The 16,917-nt window shown below is 47.9% G+C and carries 14 protein-coding genes and 2 pseudogenes; 8 read left to right on the plus strand and 8 right to left on the minus strand.

What is annotated here, in order from left to right; genetic code table 11:
• The 6 genes and pseudogenes from BN1234_RS11470 to cidR form a co-directional block, all read right to left on the minus strand.
• Positions 1 to 340: pseudogene (locus tag BN1234_RS11470) on the minus strand (ribosome small subunit-dependent GTPase A); the annotation flags it as partial.
• Positions 341 to 387: 47 nt separating this feature from the next.
• The gene (locus BN1234_RS11475; RefSeq protein ID WP_054956802.1) at positions 388 to 600 is read right to left on the minus strand and encodes a hypothetical protein; all 213 of its coding nucleotides are present in this window, start codon (positions 598 to 600) and stop codon (positions 388 to 390) included.
• A gap of 89 nt (positions 601 to 689) precedes the next feature.
• Positions 690 to 2,984, minus strand: coding sequence for an ATP-dependent DNA helicase (locus BN1234_RS11480; protein ID WP_054956803.1), 2,295 nt, complete (start codon positions 2,982 to 2,984; stop codon positions 690 to 692).
• Positions 2,985 to 3,189: 205 nt separating this feature from the next.
• Complete coding sequence (gene pdaA, locus BN1234_RS11485; RefSeq protein ID WP_054956804.1) at positions 3,190 to 3,984, minus strand: delta-lactam-biosynthetic de-N-acetylase; 795 nt, start codon at positions 3,982 to 3,984, stop codon at positions 3,190 to 3,192.
• Positions 3,985 to 4,112: 128 nt separating this feature from the next.
• Entirely contained in the window at positions 4,113 to 5,153 is a 1,041-nt protein-coding gene (locus BN1234_RS11490) for an oxidoreductase (RefSeq protein WP_054956805.1), read from the minus strand.
• 134 nt (positions 5,154 to 5,287) lie between these two features.
• Positions 5,288 to 6,178, minus strand: coding sequence for a cidABC operon transcriptional activator CidR (gene cidR, locus BN1234_RS11495; RefSeq protein ID WP_054956806.1), 891 nt, complete (start codon positions 6,176 to 6,178; stop codon positions 5,288 to 5,290).
• Positions 6,179 to 6,299: 121 nt separating this feature from the next.
• Between cidR and BN1234_RS11500 the strand changes: the two genes are divergently transcribed.
• The 3 genes from BN1234_RS11500 (at position 6,300) to BN1234_RS11510 (ending at position 9,438) form a co-directional block, all read left to right on the plus strand.
• Positions 6,300 to 6,671 (plus strand): CidA/LrgA family holin-like protein, encoded by a 372-nt coding sequence (locus tag BN1234_RS11500; protein WP_054956807.1) that lies wholly within the window; start codon positions 6,300 to 6,302, stop codon positions 6,669 to 6,671.
• The gene (locus BN1234_RS11505) at positions 6,668 to 7,357 is read left to right on the plus strand and encodes a CidB/LrgB family autolysis modulator (RefSeq protein ID WP_054956808.1); all 690 of its coding nucleotides are present in this window, start codon (positions 6,668 to 6,670) and stop codon (positions 7,355 to 7,357) included. Before BN1234_RS11500 ends, BN1234_RS11505 begins: the two co-directional genes overlap by 4 nt.
• A gap of 218 nt (positions 7,358 to 7,575) precedes the next feature.
• Positions 7,576 to 9,438 (plus strand): LTA synthase family protein, encoded by a 1,863-nt coding sequence (locus BN1234_RS11510; RefSeq protein ID WP_054956809.1) that lies wholly within the window; start codon positions 7,576 to 7,578, stop codon positions 9,436 to 9,438.
• 94 nt (positions 9,439 to 9,532) lie between these two features.
• Here the strand turns inward: BN1234_RS11510 and BN1234_RS11515 are convergent.
• Positions 9,533 to 10,072, minus strand: a pseudogene (locus BN1234_RS11515) (DUF6022 family protein).
• A gap of 106 nt (positions 10,073 to 10,178) precedes the next feature.
• On the opposite strand from BN1234_RS11515, the gene BN1234_RS11520 reads away from it, so the two are divergent.
• Positions 10,179 to 10,886, plus strand: coding sequence for a MerR family DNA-binding transcriptional regulator (locus tag BN1234_RS11520; protein ID WP_054956810.1), 708 nt, complete (start codon positions 10,179 to 10,181; stop codon positions 10,884 to 10,886).
• A gap of 169 nt (positions 10,887 to 11,055) precedes the next feature.
• Here the strand turns inward: BN1234_RS11520 and BN1234_RS11525 are convergent, their stop codons facing one another.
• Positions 11,056 to 11,961 (minus strand): serine hydrolase domain-containing protein, encoded by a 906-nt coding sequence (locus BN1234_RS11525; RefSeq protein ID WP_054956811.1) that lies wholly within the window; start codon positions 11,959 to 11,961, stop codon positions 11,056 to 11,058.
• 391 nt (positions 11,962 to 12,352) lie between these two features.
• Between BN1234_RS11525 and BN1234_RS11530 the strand changes: the two genes are divergently transcribed.
• The 4 genes from BN1234_RS11530 (at position 12,353) to BN1234_RS11545 (ending at position 16,690) form a co-directional block, all read left to right on the plus strand.
• Positions 12,353 to 13,120 (plus strand): alpha/beta hydrolase, encoded by a 768-nt coding sequence (locus tag BN1234_RS11530; RefSeq protein ID WP_054956812.1) that lies wholly within the window; start codon positions 12,353 to 12,355, stop codon positions 13,118 to 13,120.
• Positions 13,121 to 13,131: 11 nt separating this feature from the next.
• Positions 13,132 to 14,097, plus strand: a complete 966-nt coding sequence (locus tag BN1234_RS11535) for an ABC transporter permease (protein ID WP_054956813.1) — start codon at positions 13,132 to 13,134, stop codon at positions 14,095 to 14,097.
• Positions 14,098 to 14,113: 16 nt separating this feature from the next.
• Positions 14,114 to 15,028, plus strand: a complete 915-nt coding sequence (locus BN1234_RS11540; RefSeq protein ID WP_054956814.1) for a carbohydrate ABC transporter permease — start codon at positions 14,114 to 14,116, stop codon at positions 15,026 to 15,028.
• A 63-nt stretch (positions 15,029 to 15,091) separates the two neighbouring features.
• Positions 15,092 to 16,690 carry an extracellular solute-binding protein gene (locus BN1234_RS11545; protein WP_054956815.1) on the plus strand — a complete coding sequence of 533 codons (1,599 nt, stop codon included), beginning with the start codon at positions 15,092 to 15,094 and terminating at the stop codon, positions 16,688 to 16,690.
• Positions 16,691 to 16,917 lie beyond the last annotated feature (227 nt).

Consider the following 16,917-nt stretch of genomic DNA (forward strand, 5'->3'; position numbering starts at 1 on the left):
CCGGCACATTTCCCGCCTCTCTTCGCGTCATGGCCGAGACCCTTGGAAGCAGAGCATGAATGACCGCCCTTGGTTCACCCTGCAGCAGCTCTACCAGCACCCAATCTCCCACCGCAGGAAAATCGGCACGACTTGCCGCTTCAAACTCATACTTTCCCGTCACAGCTGCCGTTCTCTCGCCCGTTTCCGTCACGATCCGGTACTGTTTGGAGAACTGTGCCGTAACCCGTGCAGGCACAAGCGGCTTCTGCTGATCCTTCTGGCTGTTTAAGTTACTCATCACTTCCTGCCAGTATTCATTCCATCCATATTTCGATAGATCCAATCGTTCATTTATCAAATTTCGCAGCCCCTTTATCCTATTGTTGAACGCAAAAAAACCGCAGATCAATCATCTGCGGCTTGCTTCATATCCAGCAGGAATCCCCTCATTACCTTTTCTGTAATGAACTGAGGAATTCTGCCTGGACATGAAAAAACCGCAGGAAACCATGAAAGGTCTCCCGCGGTCCTGTTGTTCTTATGAACAACTATCTTACCCCGTCCGTAGAGACCAACGCCAACGTGAACACCTGCTTCATTTGCTTTTTCATTTGACATCAGCCTCCTCTTCTTAACAAAAGTATATCCGTATTATAGGGCCGGCACTCCCTTGTGTCAACATTTACCAATATATGAACATTCCCATACTATATCCTCGTGTACTGCCGCCATTCCTCCGGCAGCAGTGCATGATATTGCCGGTTCTGAAAGCGATCATCTACCAGGACAAGCGTCCCCCTGTCCTCTTCGGACCGGATGAGACGGCCTCCCGCCTGCAGTACCTTGTTCATGCCAGGATATACGTAGGCATAATCATAGCCATTCTTCTCATTACGGTCGAAATATTCTTTAATGATGTCATTCTCGAACGACAGCTGAGGAAGCCCGACACCAACGACGACTACACTTTCAAGGCGAGCCCCCTTCAGGTCAATCCCTTCCGAGAAAATACCGCCCATTACAGCAAATCCGACCAAAGGCTCTTCTGCCTCCGCACGAAAAGCACTTAAAAACAGCTCCCGTTCCTCCTCACGCATCAAATGACCCTGAACCTGGGTTTGCAGCCCCGGATTCAGCGCCACAAAGTCATCGTACACAGACTGCATATACGGATAAGAAGGAAGGAATATCAGCGTGTTGACCGGCTTCTCCTTCACCAGCTTGTCCAGCATCTTCACAATCGCCTCCTTGCTGCGATCCCTGTCCTTATATCGGGTAGACACCGGCATCAGCCGGACATCAAGCTGCTCATGGGAGAACGGGGATGGAATCGAGAGGCTGTAGTCCTCTTCCTCCGCCCCCAGCATGTCCCTGTAATACATCAACGGAGTCAGCGTAGCGGAGAAAAACACGGTGCTGAGATAGTTCTTCCCGGCCTGCTGCAGCAAATACGAAGGATCGAGGCAGAACAGTTTCAGAAATACTTCGCTTCCCTCCATTTCGGCATACGTAACAAACCGTTCATCGTACAGCTTGGAGATCCGCAGGTAAGCTTGTGCCGCAAAATAACATTCGAGCAGCTCATCAGCCTCCTCACCGCCTTGGCCCGTCACAAGCTCCGCCTCAGCATGCATAACGAACTCCTCCAGCAGTTCATCCAGCATCTCCGGCTGATAGCTTCCAACCATACGCTCCTCTTCACCGCTGACCTTGCGCAGCACGATAAAGCGGTTGTTCACCTTCTTCGCTGCCAGATAAAGCCCCGGACTTCTCTCCTTGTAGGCTCGCTGAATATTTAGAAACATCGATTTATGAAGCTCTGCCGAGAACATGCTTCTGGCCCGGTCCACCAGGTTATGGGCCTCATCAACCAGCACCACACTGCGCTTCTTCACGTCCTCCTGCAGCCGCTTGAACGAGACGCGCGGATCATACACATAGTTATAGTCACAGATGACCGCATCTGCTGCATAAGCAGCGTCGAGTGAGAATTCGAACGGACAGACCTGATGCTTACGCGCATACGCTTCAATCACCGGACGGGTGATGGTTGTCTCATGCTGCAGCAAATCCAGAATCGCTCCGTTAATCCGGTCATAATAGCCCTCGGAAAAAATACAAGACTCCTGCCCGCAGCCTTCTTCCTCACTGAAGCAGATTTTGTCCTTCGCGGTCAGCGTGACGGTGTGCATATGAAGTCCTCCAGACTCCATCAGGGCCACTGCTTCCTCGGCCGCTGTCCGCGTGATCGTCTTGGCGGTCAGATAATAGATTCGCTTCACGATCCCTTCACCCATCGCCTTTATCGAAGGGAACAAGGTGGATATCGTCTTGCCGATTCCGGTCGGCGCTTTCGCGAACAGACGCCGGCCTTCGCCAATCGTCTTGTACACAGCCCCCATCAGCCGGCGCTGGCCTGACCGGTAGGCTGGAAACGGGAATGACAGCTTCCGAATGCTCTCATCCCTCCGCTCGGCATGATCTCGAAGCAGGCGGGCATACGGCGCGTAGGCCGCTGCCACTTCCTGTACAAACTGCTCAAGCTCTGTGAAGCTGAAGGTGCGCCTGAATCTTTTCATTTCGCTTGAAGGGATTTGAAAATATGTCAGCTGAACAGCCATCTCGGGTGCGCCGTGCAGCTTGGCATACATGTATGCATACATTTGGGCCTGGGCCCAGTGAACCGGATAGGTATCCTCGTTAATGTCATCCAGACTGCCCGAGGTGGATTTGATCTCGTCAATCATAACCGGGCTGCTTCCGTCCCCGATAATCAGGCCGTCGCAGCGCCCTTCTACAGCAAATATGAGATCCTCGTAAGGAAATTCAGTCTCCAGGAAAACCTCTTTCTGATCCTGCTCTCCATACTCCCTCTGTACCTGCTGGTGCGCTCTTGTCCCTTCGGTCAGCGTAGTCGCTGTCCGAAAGCCGGAGGTAATGCTTCCGCTGCGAAAGACATATTCCACTAGCGGCCTTACGGATATTTGAATGGTATGAGGCATAAGCGATCTCCTTCTTAAACACAATCTTCTGGTCCGTATTATACCAAACCTGCGTTTCTCCGGTGTAAATGCAGAGGGCTAACCGTTAAAATATTCGTTTTATGTTCCCATAAAAAAGACGGGCAGATCCCCGCTTCCCAGAAGTCATGGATCTGCCCGCTATATTTTTTTCGATACGGTTCATACCGCTTGTAACGCTGTGCTCTTATGGTGCTCTCGTCCCCATCTCATCCAGGCTCTTGAACTCATACCCCTGCTTTCTTGCCTCGTCAATAATCCGTCCAAGCGCCTGGGCATTATCCCGGGAAATGGAGTGAATCAGCATAACCGCACCCGGATGAAGCTGAGCCATTACTTTATCAAAAGCATACTGTGCACCGCGCTGGTCATTTACATCCCAATCCTTATACGCGAGCGACCAGAATACATTCGTATATCCAAGCTCCTTGCTCACCGCCAGAGAACGCTCGTTGAATATGCCGCGCGGTGTTCGGAGATACTTCATTTCCTTCTGCCCCGTTACTTTAGCCACTTCGGTCTTCACCCGCTCCAGCTCTTCTGTAAGCTTCTCAGCCGAAATCGTAGATACATCCGGATGGCTCCAGGAATGATTGCCGATAATATGGCCTTCCGCTGTCATTCGCTTTAACAGCTCTGCCTGGGTCTTCACATAATGGCCGGTCACAAAAAATGTCGCAGGGACCTTTTTCTCCTTCAACGTATCCAGAATCCCGGCAGTAAAACCATTCTCATACCCATTATCAAACGTCAGATACAGCTCTTTCTTCGTGGAATCACCCATAAAGACAGCTCCATGCTTCTTAAGCAGTTCCTTGAAGCCTTCTTCATCAATTGATGGAAGCTTGCCGTTCACACTGCGTTTGAACCCGAAATGAAAAGGCCCGCTTCCTGCAGCCCAAGACGAGCCTGAGAACGACAGGATCAGGGCCAGACATATCGAAATGATGGACGTCACACGAAGGACGCTGCGATTATTCATGCTTGTATTCTCCTTCATCGATCAATTAATCGGTGCTCGCCCCTAAGAATGACAGGGCTGCTCCAACATAATATCCCACGGATGGAGAAAACTTATGTATATCTGTATTTCACCCTTCTCTCATAGAATCAGGACACAGTAATGGTGCTGCCTGTACGATAACTCTCTACAGCATATTCAATCATGCGAATCGTATCCCGCGCATCCTCAGGCTTCACAGGAACCACTGCCCCCTCCAGGAGCGCTTCAGCAAGTCCCTGGTAGAAAGCCTGATACCTGCCCGGCAGCGTCTCAATCTCACCTTGTACGGTCAATCCGCTGAGCTCGGTCGCCAGCTCCCCATATTGTTCCGGCTGGTCCTCTCCCCATCCGCTGTCCCCCGGGTGCATTCCCTGCTTCAGCTGATCCTCTTGCGGATCTTGTCCATACTTCAGAAAGCTTCCTTTATCGCCATGCAGTTCAAACCGCGGACCTGCCTGTCTCACAAGGGAACTGGAATGCAGGATAACACGATGCTTGTCGTATCCAAACACCAGATGGAAATAATCTATAACCTCAGACCCTTCCCGCTCTGCACGCATATCCGCCCATATCGTCTTCGGTTTCCCGAACAGGTACAATGCCTGATCAATCAGGTGAGAGCCCAGGTTATACAGTTCACCGGCCCCCGGTCCCTCCTGCTCCTTCCACCGTTGCTTAACCTTCGGACGGTAGCGATTGAAATGCACCTGATACACCGACAGATTTCCAAGTGCGCCGGTCTCAAGTAAATTGCGTACCGTAAGAAAGTCGTTATCCCATCTGCGATTATGATAGACGGTAAGCAGCACACCCTTTTCCCGGGCAAGCTCAATCAACGTGTCGGCTTCCTCTGAGGTTACCGTGAAGGGCTTTTCCACAACGACATGTTTACCGGCTTCTATAGCCTTCCTTGCATATTCATAATGGGTTGCATTCGGGCTTGCAACCACCACAACGGCAATCTCTTCATCCTGAAACAGCTCGTCCACATGACTTACGACCCCCGTGCGGGGAAGATCCCTCTTCACTTTCTCCGGATTCGAGGAGACCACGGTTCGAATATGATAGTCCGGTATGCTCGTAAGAAGAGGCGCATGAAAGGTGGAGCCGGATAATCCGTAACCGATAATGCCTACTTGTATCGTCATCTGTCGATCACCACTTTCTATTATTACATTCTATTATTAACGTTACGATTCATAGATGCCCTAGAATATATTAGCACACTAAGCCCTATCATCTATTACAAAAATTAGCATCTGCAGTTCACCGCGATCCATAGCTATTCCTTTTCGCCAAGCAGGGAACGGGTGAATGTAATCCATTCTCTGGCGGCAAAAGATAAATAGCGGTCCTTGCGCCAGATCATCCCGAGCTGCCACGGGATCGACGGGTTACCGAGCGGCAGAATCGTCACGCGCGAAGCATCAATTTCCCGGCAAATCGTCTCCGGGAGAAGAGCGATCCCAAGATTGGCCGCTACCATTCCGCTTATCAAATCCCACTGGGAGCTCTCGTATACAACATGCGGCTCGAACCCTGCGTTCTCACACTCTTTAATAATACGGCCATGCAGCGTGAAGTCTTCACGAAACAGCACGAAGGATTCCTCCGCCAATTCCGCAAGGGAGACAGAATCCCTCCCGGCAAGCCGGTGGGAAGGGTGCAGGAGCAGCATCAGATTCTCCTTCACGAACGAATAATAATGAAACACATCTTCATTGACAGGAAGTACAGCTACCCCGATATCCGTCTGACCGTTCTCCACATACTCCTCTACCTTCTTTGCACCATCTTCGAACAACTGAATCGTAATCTGCGGATATTTATGATGGAACTGCCCGATGACTTCCGGAAAAAAACTCGAACCAATCATCGGAGGAAGACCAATATGCAGGTGTCCCCGTTTCACGTTCATGAGATCCCCCAGCTCATCCGACACCCGCTGGAAGGAATCAACCATCTGCTGGGCCTGCTGATACATAATCCTGCCCGCATCCGTCAGCTCGGTCCGCTTCCCTTGGCGATAAAAGAGTGTAACCCCCCACTCTTCCTCCATGTTCCGGATTGTCTTGCTGATCGTCGGCTGGGTAACATATAGGGTTTCCGCTGCTTTCGTAAAGCTGCGCAGCCGCGCTACCTCCAAAAAGTACTGTAAGTGCCGTATATCCACCGCTTCAGCCTCCTCTAAAACAACTATTCCTTTTTGGAATGATAACAATTCGATATATTCATTTTACCTATGAAAACAATTGATGTAAAATTTTCATTACCAATGAAAGGAGAGACCGGTCGTGAAACAATTGATCAAAGGAAGTCTCCAGGTGGCCGGTTTCATGCTGGTATCTATCATCATGGATAAAGCAGCCGGGCTGCTCCACTTGAATATTCCCGGAAGTATATTAGGTATTGCCGTTGTATTTATTCTGCTTGAAACCAAAGTGCTGTGTCTGGAGTGGATCGAGCTGGGGGCTAACTTTCTGCTTGCCGAGCTCTTGCTGTTCTTCATTCCTGCTGCTGTCGGCGTTATGAAATTTTTCCCGATGCTTGAAAGCGACGGGATTCAAATACTGGCTGTTGTCTTATTCAGCACGGTGACCGTCATGGTCAGCTCCGGGCTGGTTGCAACATTCATATCCAAACGAAAGGAGCGGAAGACATCATGATCTTGTCCTGGCTTGCATATTTCGGCCTCCCCCTCACCGTGATTATCTACTGGGCCGCCAAAAAGCTGTATCAACGAAAATCAAAAGTATATTTGTCGCCGCTCCTGATTACCCCGATTATCATCATTATCATTCTGACACAAACCGGGGTATCGTACGAGGCCTACAGTAAAGGAGCCAGCTGGCTCAGCGATCTGCTGCAGCCTGCGACAGTTGCTTTTGCCGTACCTCTGTACAAGAACTTTCAGACACTCAAAAAGCACGCTGCCGAAATTATGGTCAGCGTGATATCCGGATCGGTCATGGCCATTATATCGTCTGCATTTCTGGCGAAATGGCTTCACTTAAACAGCTCGCTTGCAACCAGCCTTGTTCCAAGATCCATCACGACCCCGATTGCCATGGATGTCTCACAGGTCATCGGCGGTGTCCCTAACATGACAGCCGTGTTCGTCATTATGACGGGAATACTTGGATCTATGATTGGGCCGCTTGTTATGAGGGTATTTAGAATAAAGGGCGATATTGCAATGGGTATCCTGTTTGGAACAAGCGCCCATGGTACCGGAACCTCCAAAGCGTTCGAGTTCAGCCCCCTCTCAGGGACGATCTCAAGCATCTCCATGATTGTAGCTGCATTATTTACGCTTGGTGCGGCACCGATTCTAATGTCGTTTATACAATAAACCTTAGCTTTCCTCCACCGGCTATTCGTATAGCCGGTTTTTTTTCAACTGTTTACCCTGTTAGAAGAAACTCCCGCACTGTATCTCTCTTTGACAACCATAGTCTGTACAAGGCATAATTACTTTGTTCATCTTGTTTATTAATATCCTACTTATAACACGCAGGGTCATGGTTTGCGATTCATTCGCTCCTGCGATTTGAAAGGACGGCGGTACTGGTGTTCGCATTGAACCGGTTTCGTATACCGTTTACGAAGCCATTTATATTTTTCTCCATCATTATGCTGCTGAAGAGCTATCTGGCCTGGATGGTCATCTTCGATGATGTACTTCCGTGGCGTCCGCTTGTTGCCGAAATTCCGTTCATCTGGCTCGCATTCAGTCTAATCGAATGGTTCGCCTCCAAACGCAAAATGGCAGCTTATATGACCGTTAATATATTGTTAACCGCCATATTTTTCGCTGCGATTATGTACTATAAATATTACGGCGTTATGGTAACCTATCATGCGCTGGAGCAGGTCAACCAGGTGACCGCAGTCAGTAACAGCGTGTTCTCACTCATGGACCCTTACTATTTGCTGATCTTCGCAGATATTATCTTGTTATTCGTACTTCTGTGGAGAAGCGACAAGGTCAAGACATGGAAACAGAAGCATTCCAAAAAAGAAAAACGGGCTCTCGCTTCCAGCTTATTCGTTCTATCCCTGATGCTATGTCTGGTGCAGATTATGCCCAACCGGGCCATCATGAACGAAATTGTGAGAGCGCAGGAGATGGGTATTCTCAACTACGAGGCCTATACGATTTTTCAAAATGAAGAAACCGAGCTTGTCGATGCTAAATCCATTAACCAGGAAGAGATCAATAAACTAAAGGGTCTTTCCCCGGTAACTGCGCCTGCATTTGAAGGTGTGGCTAAAGGGAAAAATGTCATTCTGATTCAGATGGAGTCATTCCAGGAGTTTCTGATCAACTTAAAGCTGGACGGCAAGGAAGTTACACCGGTCATGAATAAGCTCGCTCAGGACAGCCTTTATTTCCCTAACTTCTTCCAGAACGTAGGACAGGGCAATACATCGGATGCGGAATTCGTTGTCAATACCTCCTTCTATATCCCGCCGCGGGGTGCTGCTACACAGCATTATGCGGATAAGCAGCTGCCGAGCTTATCCAGGCTGCTTAAGGAGGATGGATATCAATCGGCCACGTTCCATACGAATGTCGTTGAATTCTGGAATCGCGAGGAGCTTTATAAAGGACTCGGGTTTGACCACTACTATGATAAATCCTTCTTCGGTGAACCGGATAAAATATTCTTCGGCTCATCTGATGAAGTACTGTATTCCAAAACAGCGGAAGAGCTGAAGAAAATGAATGATTCGGGGACGCCATTTTATGCCCAGGTCATCTCAATGACTGCTCATCATCCGTTTACGATTCCGGATACGAAGTACAAGATGACGCTGCCGGAGCGATATGAAGGGACTTTTGTCGGCGATTATATCAGGTCCCAGAACTATGCTGACTACGCCCTTGGATTGTTTATCGATCAGCTGAAAAAAGACGGCATTTGGGATAACAGTCTTGTCGTGGTGTACGGGGATCATCTCGGTCTGCCGATTTACTCGCTGGACAATGACGATAAAGAGCTGATGAAAGAAATATACGGACGGGAATATGTGTCCTCTGACATGATTAATATCCCGCTCATGATACACGGTGAAGGTTATCTTCAGCCGGAAGTAATGGAGCAGATCGGCGGTCAGGTAGATATTCTGCCTACCATTGCGAATCTGATGGGTAACTCGATGAAGGAGCAGCTGCATTTCGGGCAGGATCTGCTGAATCAGAAGGACACCAACCTGCTGCCTGAACGCTATTATCTTCCTTCAGGCACCTTCATCAACAACACAACCCTGTTTATACCGGGCAATGCGTTCGAAGATGGTTCACTTTACCCGCTGCCAGGCAGAACCGAAGCCGAAACGGCAGCTTCCGAAAAAGAGTTCAACCGGGCACTTAAGCTGCTTCATCTCTCAGACAGCTATTTAAGGCAGCTGCCTGAACATAATAAATAAAGGATTAGGAGCTTCTCCATTACGGGGAGCTCCTTTTTCCTGTAGTTAGACTCTGCAGGTACGAACCATTCCTCCAATCGTTGTTGTTATCCAATTACTCAGATTCCTTGATTCCTCTAACTCCTTGCACGATCTTCTCCTTGAGAAACTCAGGCAGCGCATAAACGACCGGCGCTGAAGGAATGTCGAATTTCAGATGGGAATGAGGAATTTCCGTAAGCAAAGTACCTACCGGATTGCCTTTTCAGTCATGAATCACATTCCAAAAAATTCTTGATCTATTATCTTCCGTTCCCCATTTCTCAAGGGAGTTTCTGAAAATCAGTCGCTTTGCAATAACGAAATCGTTCTCTTCCAGCTTCACCATAGCACTAAAACCGGCACTTTCCAGTTCTTCAAATATGGTTGGCATCAACTCATCCAAATAAAGACCGTAGGCCGCATCTTCTATTTCTGCGAAAGCTGCGGTCAAGTCTTTGTGCATCGAATCGTATAACGGCTTCCATTCGGACTCGATATATCGGTTGGCCTCCTCACCTATTTCTTTTATCGTCATGTCTTGGTGGAAATTCGGGAACTGTTTTTCCATACAATTTCTCCTCCTTTTCATCATTGCAAATAAATTGTACAACATACTAGCCAATTGCAAGGTTTATCAAGTAATAAGAAGGATAATCTATTGCATATTCAGAAAACCTTACAAACAACTTTAATGTTCATATTAGGGAGAGATCGCGATTATGAAGATGCGTCCCAAAAAAATGGCAGCAACATTTATGATTAGCCCCAGCACTTTACGGAACTATGAAGCTAATGGCCTCATTCCTCCTGCGGGAAGATCAGCGAACGGCTATCGTTTTTATACAGATCTGCATGCAGCTTACTTGGCATGTATTCAAGCCATGGCCCCTGCCTTCGGAATGGAAGTGACAACAGAGGTGCTTCATTATCTTCAACGTGACAAGATGCATAACGCTTTGTGGGTCATCAGGGAAAAGGAGGTCATTTTATACGAGGATAAAGTAAAGTTGGAAAAGTTAATCGGGGATATTCGGCTATTAGTGAAGGAGAATACATTTCCAAATGCAAAGGAGCGCCTTACCATCAAGGAAGTATCCGAAGCGATGAAGATACCAAAATCAACGATCCGTTACTGGGAACACGCAGGGTATGTGGTCGCGGACCGAGACCCTGAAAACAGTTATCGATTCTACAATGAAGGTCATCTGCTAAAGGTGGGGTTGCTCCAAGTCATGCAAAACTTTGTTTATTCAGAGGAAAGCGTGAAATATAAGCGTTTGATTGCCGCTGCCGAGCATGGTGATCTGAAATGCGTCATGAAGCTGGCTGAGAATATCCGAACTCACCTAGATAAGAGGATCGAGTCTCAAGTTTTCGGAGTATCCAGGCTGCACCATTTGATGCAATTGATAAAAACACCGATCTAGCCCAAGCAAATAAAAAAAGAAGCAAATAACAACGCGGCATACGTTATTATCTACTTCCTATTACAGCACCCTAATCCTAACCTTTATACGGTGGGTTTTCGCTTGTTTAGCTTCCATCTAATCCAGCAAGGATCGTCCAGGAACATAGGGTACCTTATACATAAACCCGCTACAGCAGCGGATAAATGTCTGACCACACAGCGTCCATAATGTCCTGCATCCGGTCCTCATTACTGTTGATTGCAATAACTGCATCCAGCTTAGGCAGAATGATGCAGAGCTGTCCCTGGGCACCATCTGCACGGTATGCATCATGCGTACACATCCAGAACTGACACCCGTACCCCTGCTCCCAATCCCTGCTGCCCTTCGAATCAATGTGCTTATGCGTAACAAAATCAATCCACTCTGCCGGAACCAGCTGCTGTCCATTCCACTCACCACGCTTCAGCAGCATCTGGCCGAACCGGCTCAATTCCTCATTGCTGATCGATAATCCGGCGCAGCCAAGAGTTATGCCGAGCGGAGATGTTTCCCACGTGACATTCCTGATTTCGAGCGGGTCGAACAGTCGCGGGGTTAGATAATCCTTTACCGTTTGTCCCATCACTGCCTGAAATAGAGCTGAGATCATAAAGGTATCCCCACTGCTGTATGTAAAGGTCTCACCTGGCTTCCGATCAAGCGGAAGGGACATATAATATTTAGCCCAATCCTTCTCCTGCAGGGAAGCTCTTTCGGGCGCCCATAACGGAGGTGAATCATGGCCTGTGGACATGCGCAGCAGATTGTATAACGTAATATGCCCGGGATGAAGCGGCGAATCTTCCTGCACCGGTGCCTCACTCGGGAAAAATTGTCCGAGCTGGTGATCGAGCGATAACTTACCTTCTTCAATGGCAAGTCCTACAGCCATACAGGTAAACGATTTGCTCACCGAATGCTGCAAACGCCGCTGATCCTTCGCCAAGTCCCACGCATCACGCTCTTCCCCGTTCTGACGTACACGAGCCGAAAATACCTGAAGCTCCTTATCCGTAATTCGTTTAACAAAGCCTTCTAGTAAATGAGCCATGAACTGCCCCTCTTTCTACTCTTTCCCCTAATAAAAATTATATATAGAATACCATGTTTCAACGCCTATAGAAACGTTTCAATAGATATTATAGGAAAATAATACCTTTATCTTTCTTCACACTCCAAGCTGACTCCCTTCTGAAAAGGTGAGTAACAGTGAGCCTCCGACAATGAAACTCCCACAAAATAAGGACTTTTCGACAAAACGGCGACATTTTCCAACAAAATTATCTAAGATTTTTAAAAAGAACATTGACATGAGATGTGAGGTAGATTTATGATGTTATCGAAACGATTCGATAAATCGCTTTCATTTCATGAAACACTATTTTAGCAGGCGGTTAACAAATGACCCCCTAAGCTAAACACATCGTTGAAAGGGGTTAGATATGGCCCATATCACCATTGAGACCGGATCGCCTACCCTTTGCATGACAACCAGTATTCATGTTGTCTCTCCGGTCGACACCGGACAGGATTCGGATCGCACGCTCTACTTGCTTCACGGAGCGGGAGATAATGCAAGCACCTGGCAGCGGTTAACCACGGTTGAGCTTTACGCCCAAAAGTATAATTGTACCGTCATCATGCCGGAGGCGAATCGCAGCTACTATACGGATATGACGTATGGATTAAACTACTTCTCTTATATTACCCAAGAACTGCCTGAGCTTTGTAATCGGCTATTTAAAATGAATACGGACCCTGAACACACCTTCATTGCCGGGTTGTCTATGGGTGGGTATGGGGCACTGAAGTGTGCTCTAACCTATCCCGAACGTTATGCAAAGGCTGTATCTTTATCCGGCGTAACGGACATTAAACAGCGGCTTCACCATATGGACATGCCGCAGGGTATGGTGAAGGAAATGCAGGCGGTATTCGGACCTGATCTTCAAGTCATGCCGGATCAGGACATTTACGCTTTAGCAGCGAAGCGGCTGAAGGAACCGGACAAGCTTCCCTCTATATTATGCTGCTGCGGCTCTGAAGATCCTTTCATCCAGATGAACAGGGAATTCGCTGCCTATATGCAGGAGACGAAATTCGATTTTCGTTATGTTGAGGGACCCGGTTCGCATGACTGGCTCTTCTGGGAAGAGCATTTGAGAACGACCTTTGATTTTCTTTTTAACGACAAGACCCAAGAAGAGTGAGGAGATGCCACTTGAAACCTGCAGCCTTAGGGCCAGATAAGAAGGCAAATGCAAGTAAGCCTTCAAAATTCAAAACACTGCTAGCTGAAATCAAGAAACACCGAATGGTTTACACCCTGTTAATTCCGGGAGTCGTATGGTTGTTCTTGTTCGCTTATATGCCTATGGGGGGCCTCTCTCTTGCATTTAAGGACTACAAGGCGAACCTGGGAATATGGGGAAGCCCATGGGTCGGATTCGAGAACTTTAAATATGTATTCCGGGACCCGAACTTCATCGACTCTGTATGGCGAACGCTTTATATCAATATCATTAAACTCGTCATCACGTTCCCGGCTCCAATCCTGCTGGCGCTTATGCTGAATGAACTGCGGATGAGCAAGATGAAGAAAGCATTTCAAACCGTGCTTACCTTCCCGCACTTCCTGTCATGGATTATCGTAGCCGGTATTGTTATCAATGTTCTGTCTTACGACGGTCTTGTGAACAGCACACTTACCCTGCTCGGGCTGCCGACAATCAACTTCCTGGGCTCAGAGAAATCTTTCATTCCGATGCTCTTGATGACGGATATATGGAAATCCACGGGATGGGGCGCCATTGTATACTTGGCCGCGATCTCCGGTATCGATCAGGATCAGTACGAATCGGCTCAGATCGACGGTGCTACAAGAATGCAGCAGATGTTCCGCATTACACTGCCGAACATTCTTCCAACGGTAACGATCATGTTCATTCTGTCGGTTGGCGGACTGATGTCCTCCGGTTTTGACCAAATATTCAACTTGGCTAATGCCGCAACCAAGAATGTGTCGGAAGTGCTGGACGTTTATATTTACCGGATCACGTTCCAATCGTCGACTGACTTCTCATTCTCCACCGCAGTCAGCTTGTTCCGATCGCTTGTGAATATGGCGCTGCTGTTGTCCGCTGACAGAATCGCCAAGAGAATGGGCGGAGACGGATTATTCCGTTAAGAAAGGAGTGAAAAAGATGAGTTCAATCACAACAACACCCAAAGAACGCAAGGCACGTAAACGCAAGAAAAACATGACCCTGCTCGACTACATCCTTTTTGCCGTGCTGCTCGTGCTGGCTTTACTTATATTGATACCGTTCTGGAACGTCATTATGATCTCATTCGCAACACCTAAGGAATATGCAGACAATCCGCTCTTGATGCTCCCTCAGAATCCAACGCTGGACAACTATAAAGCATTGTTTGCAGATGGCAGTATACTGACAGGCTACTGGAACACCTTCAAGCTTCTTATTATTGGACTTCCGCTCAGCTTGTTTATAACGATTACTATGGCTTATGCGCTGAGCAGAAATAAATTCCCCGGCAAGAAATTAATCTTCATGCTAGTGCTTTTCACGATGATCTTTAACGGCGGTATCGTTCCGCTGTATCTCGTCATGAAATCACTGCATCTGACCGGATCGCTCTGGTCCGTCATTCTGGCAGGGAGCTTCAGCGCTTTCAATATGATTCTGATGATGAACTACTTCCAAGGGCTGCCTGAGTCTCTAATGGAGTCTGCTCGTCTGGATGGTGCCGGAGAGTGGAAAATCCTGTTCTCCGTTGTGCTTCCGCTGGCTGCCCCAATTATTGCTACAATCACCCTGTTCTACGGGGTGGGCATCTGGAACAGCTGGTATGATGCCATGATTTTCCTGAGGAAGGCAGATCAGCTGCCGCTGCAGAACGTACTCCGAACCATCATTGTGGAATCGCAGACCAACGCATCCAACGCATCCAGTGTTGATTCCATAGGCAAGGCCAATTTCTCGACAGGCATGAAGATGGCAGCCGTATTCGTAACCATGGTGCCAATCATGTGTTTCTTCCCGATGCTGCAAAAGCATTTTGCCAAAGGGGTATTGACAGGTGCAATCAAGACCTGATTAATGCATAGATTTTTGATTAAAAATTTGATTAAAAAATCTTATTATTCATGGGGGTAAAACATGAAAACGAACAAAAAGTTTTCCGCAAAGTCAATCCTGATGATGCTGCTGTGCCTGAGCATGATTATGGTCACGGCCTGCTCCAGCAAAGAATCTTCAGGCGGTAACGAGAAAGACGAGAATGGCAATTACAAAGAGAAGCTGAAAATTTCAGTAGCCAATACGGTTACCGTTAATGATGGCGATCTGGATAATGAATTCCATAAGTTCTGGATGGATAAGTACAACATCGAGTGGGACTACAACTTCGTTGAATGGGGTTCTTGGGGCGAGAAGCTTCGCCTGTGGATCAACTCGGGCGATTTGCCTGATGTAGCGGCATGGGACTATGTTCATGGCGATGCGATGAACTACATTGACCAAGGTCTCCTGTACAAGTTCCCGGATGACTGGAAGGAACGCTGGCCGAATGTGGCTGCAGCTTACAAGCTGACAGGCCTTGGAGAGCAGCTGGAGGAACTGACTGGCGGCACTTACGTTTTGCCAAGACCGGTTTATTTCGAGAACAAGCCTGCTGATCCGCTCGTCAACCAAATTGGTGTTATCGCCATCCGCAAAGACTGGGCTGAGGCTGTAAATTTTGAAATCAAAGATGTTTATACAACAAGCGAGCTTATGGATTATGCACGTCTCGTTAAAGAGAAGGACCCGGGCAAAGTGGGATCCAAGCTTGTACCGATCTCTTATAACGCTGGCGATGTCCTGACTAACATCATGATGCCAAACAGCGAGCACTCCCGTGTAGAATCCGCTTTCTACAAAGGTGAAGACGGCAAGTACCACTGGGGACCGGCTGATCCGGAAACACTGACTGGACTTAAACTGATGCAACAAGCTTATAAAGAAGGCCTGCTGAACCCTGAGTATTACACTTGGAAAAACAGCGAAGGCAGCAACAACTTCCGTGTAAACGGAACTGCAGCTGTAATGAGCCTCGGGGGTCTTGCTTCCTACCGTCAAGACGTGGATAAGGACATGAAGCAGAACCTGAATATTGAAAGTGATGAGGTTGTTCATACAGCGATCGTTCTTGGTGACGATGGTAAATACCGCAACCTGGAGCAAGTGAACTTCTGGTCCTCCCTCATCTTCTCCCCTGACATCAGCGATGAGAAGTTTGAGCGCATCATGGATATGATCGATTACACGACAACCAAGGAAGGCCAGATGCTGCTGAACATGGGCTTTGAAGGCACAGACTGGAAATACGGCGAGAACAATGAATTGATCAGCCTGCTTCCGGAAGGAACTACGGTTGGTACAAAATATCCTGGCCGTTTTGAAGGGCTTTACCTGCTCGGCGACGACTTCAGCATGATCAACCCGGCTATCAAACAAGAATATCGCGATACAGCAGTTAAGCATTATCAGAACAAAGCCAAATTGGGCGCAGAAGGCGGTAAATTGGCAACTTACGACTGGGATGAAAAGTTGTATGATTCCAAAGCCAAGAACCAGGCTACATTCACCTATGAAGATGAATATACCAACCTGATTCTCCAGGATGGAGACCTTGAAGCAAACTGGAAGAAGTGGGTTGAAAGCAAACAATCTCTTGTACAGCCTGTTTTGGATGAGCTCAACAACTTGAAGAAATAAAAATAATCTTACAGCTTTTAAAAGAGTTGACCTGAGGCATTTGCCCGCGGTACAAGTCCATTGAACCCGGTGTGCACCATTTATAGATGCAGCCGGGTTCTTCACTTCTACCCGCACTCATTCTTCTGAATGAGGAGTCTGCACAAAACAAAAGGTTGCCCCTTCTTGTACAGACTCCTGAGAAAGGAGAAAGCTGCCTTTCGTTCGTCCATCCAGATCCCATACAT

The organism is Paenibacillus dakarensis, from assembly GCF_001373415.1.
Classification (GTDB): domain Bacteria; phylum Bacillota; class Bacilli; order Paenibacillales; family Paenibacillaceae; genus Paenibacillus_AQ; species Paenibacillus_AQ dakarensis.

Bases quoted from the DNA above. Each gene is read 5' to 3' on its own strand.
- BN1234_RS11475 (WP_054956802.1), bottom strand. From the start codon at position 600: ATGTCAAATGAAAAAGCAAATGAAGCAGGTGTTCACGTTGGCGTTGGT.
- BN1234_RS11480 (WP_054956803.1), bottom strand. From the start codon at position 2,984: ATGCCTCATACCATTCAAATATCCGTAAGGCCGCTAGTGGAATATGTC.
- pdaA (WP_054956804.1), bottom strand. From the start codon at position 3,984: ATGAATAATCGCAGCGTCCTTCGTGTGACGTCCATCATTTCGATATGT.
- BN1234_RS11490 (WP_054956805.1), bottom strand. From the start codon at position 5,153: ATGACGATACAAGTAGGCATTATCGGTTACGGATTATCCGGCTCCACC.
- BN1234_RS11505 (WP_054956808.1), top strand. From the start codon at position 6,668: ATGATCTTGTCCTGGCTTGCATATTTCGGCCTCCCCCTCACCGTGATT.
- BN1234_RS11520 (WP_054956810.1), top strand. From the start codon at position 10,179: ATGAAGATGCGTCCCAAAAAAATGGCAGCAACATTTATGATTAGCCCC.
- BN1234_RS11525 (WP_054956811.1), bottom strand. From the start codon at position 11,961: ATGGCTCATTTACTAGAAGGCTTTGTTAAACGAATTACGGATAAGGAG.
- BN1234_RS11530 (WP_054956812.1), top strand. From the start codon at position 12,353: ATGGCCCATATCACCATTGAGACCGGATCGCCTACCCTTTGCATGACA.
- BN1234_RS11540 (WP_054956814.1), top strand. From the start codon at position 14,114: ATGAGTTCAATCACAACAACACCCAAAGAACGCAAGGCACGTAAACGC.
- BN1234_RS11545 (WP_054956815.1), top strand. From the start codon at position 15,092: ATGAAAACGAACAAAAAGTTTTCCGCAAAGTCAATCCTGATGATGCTG.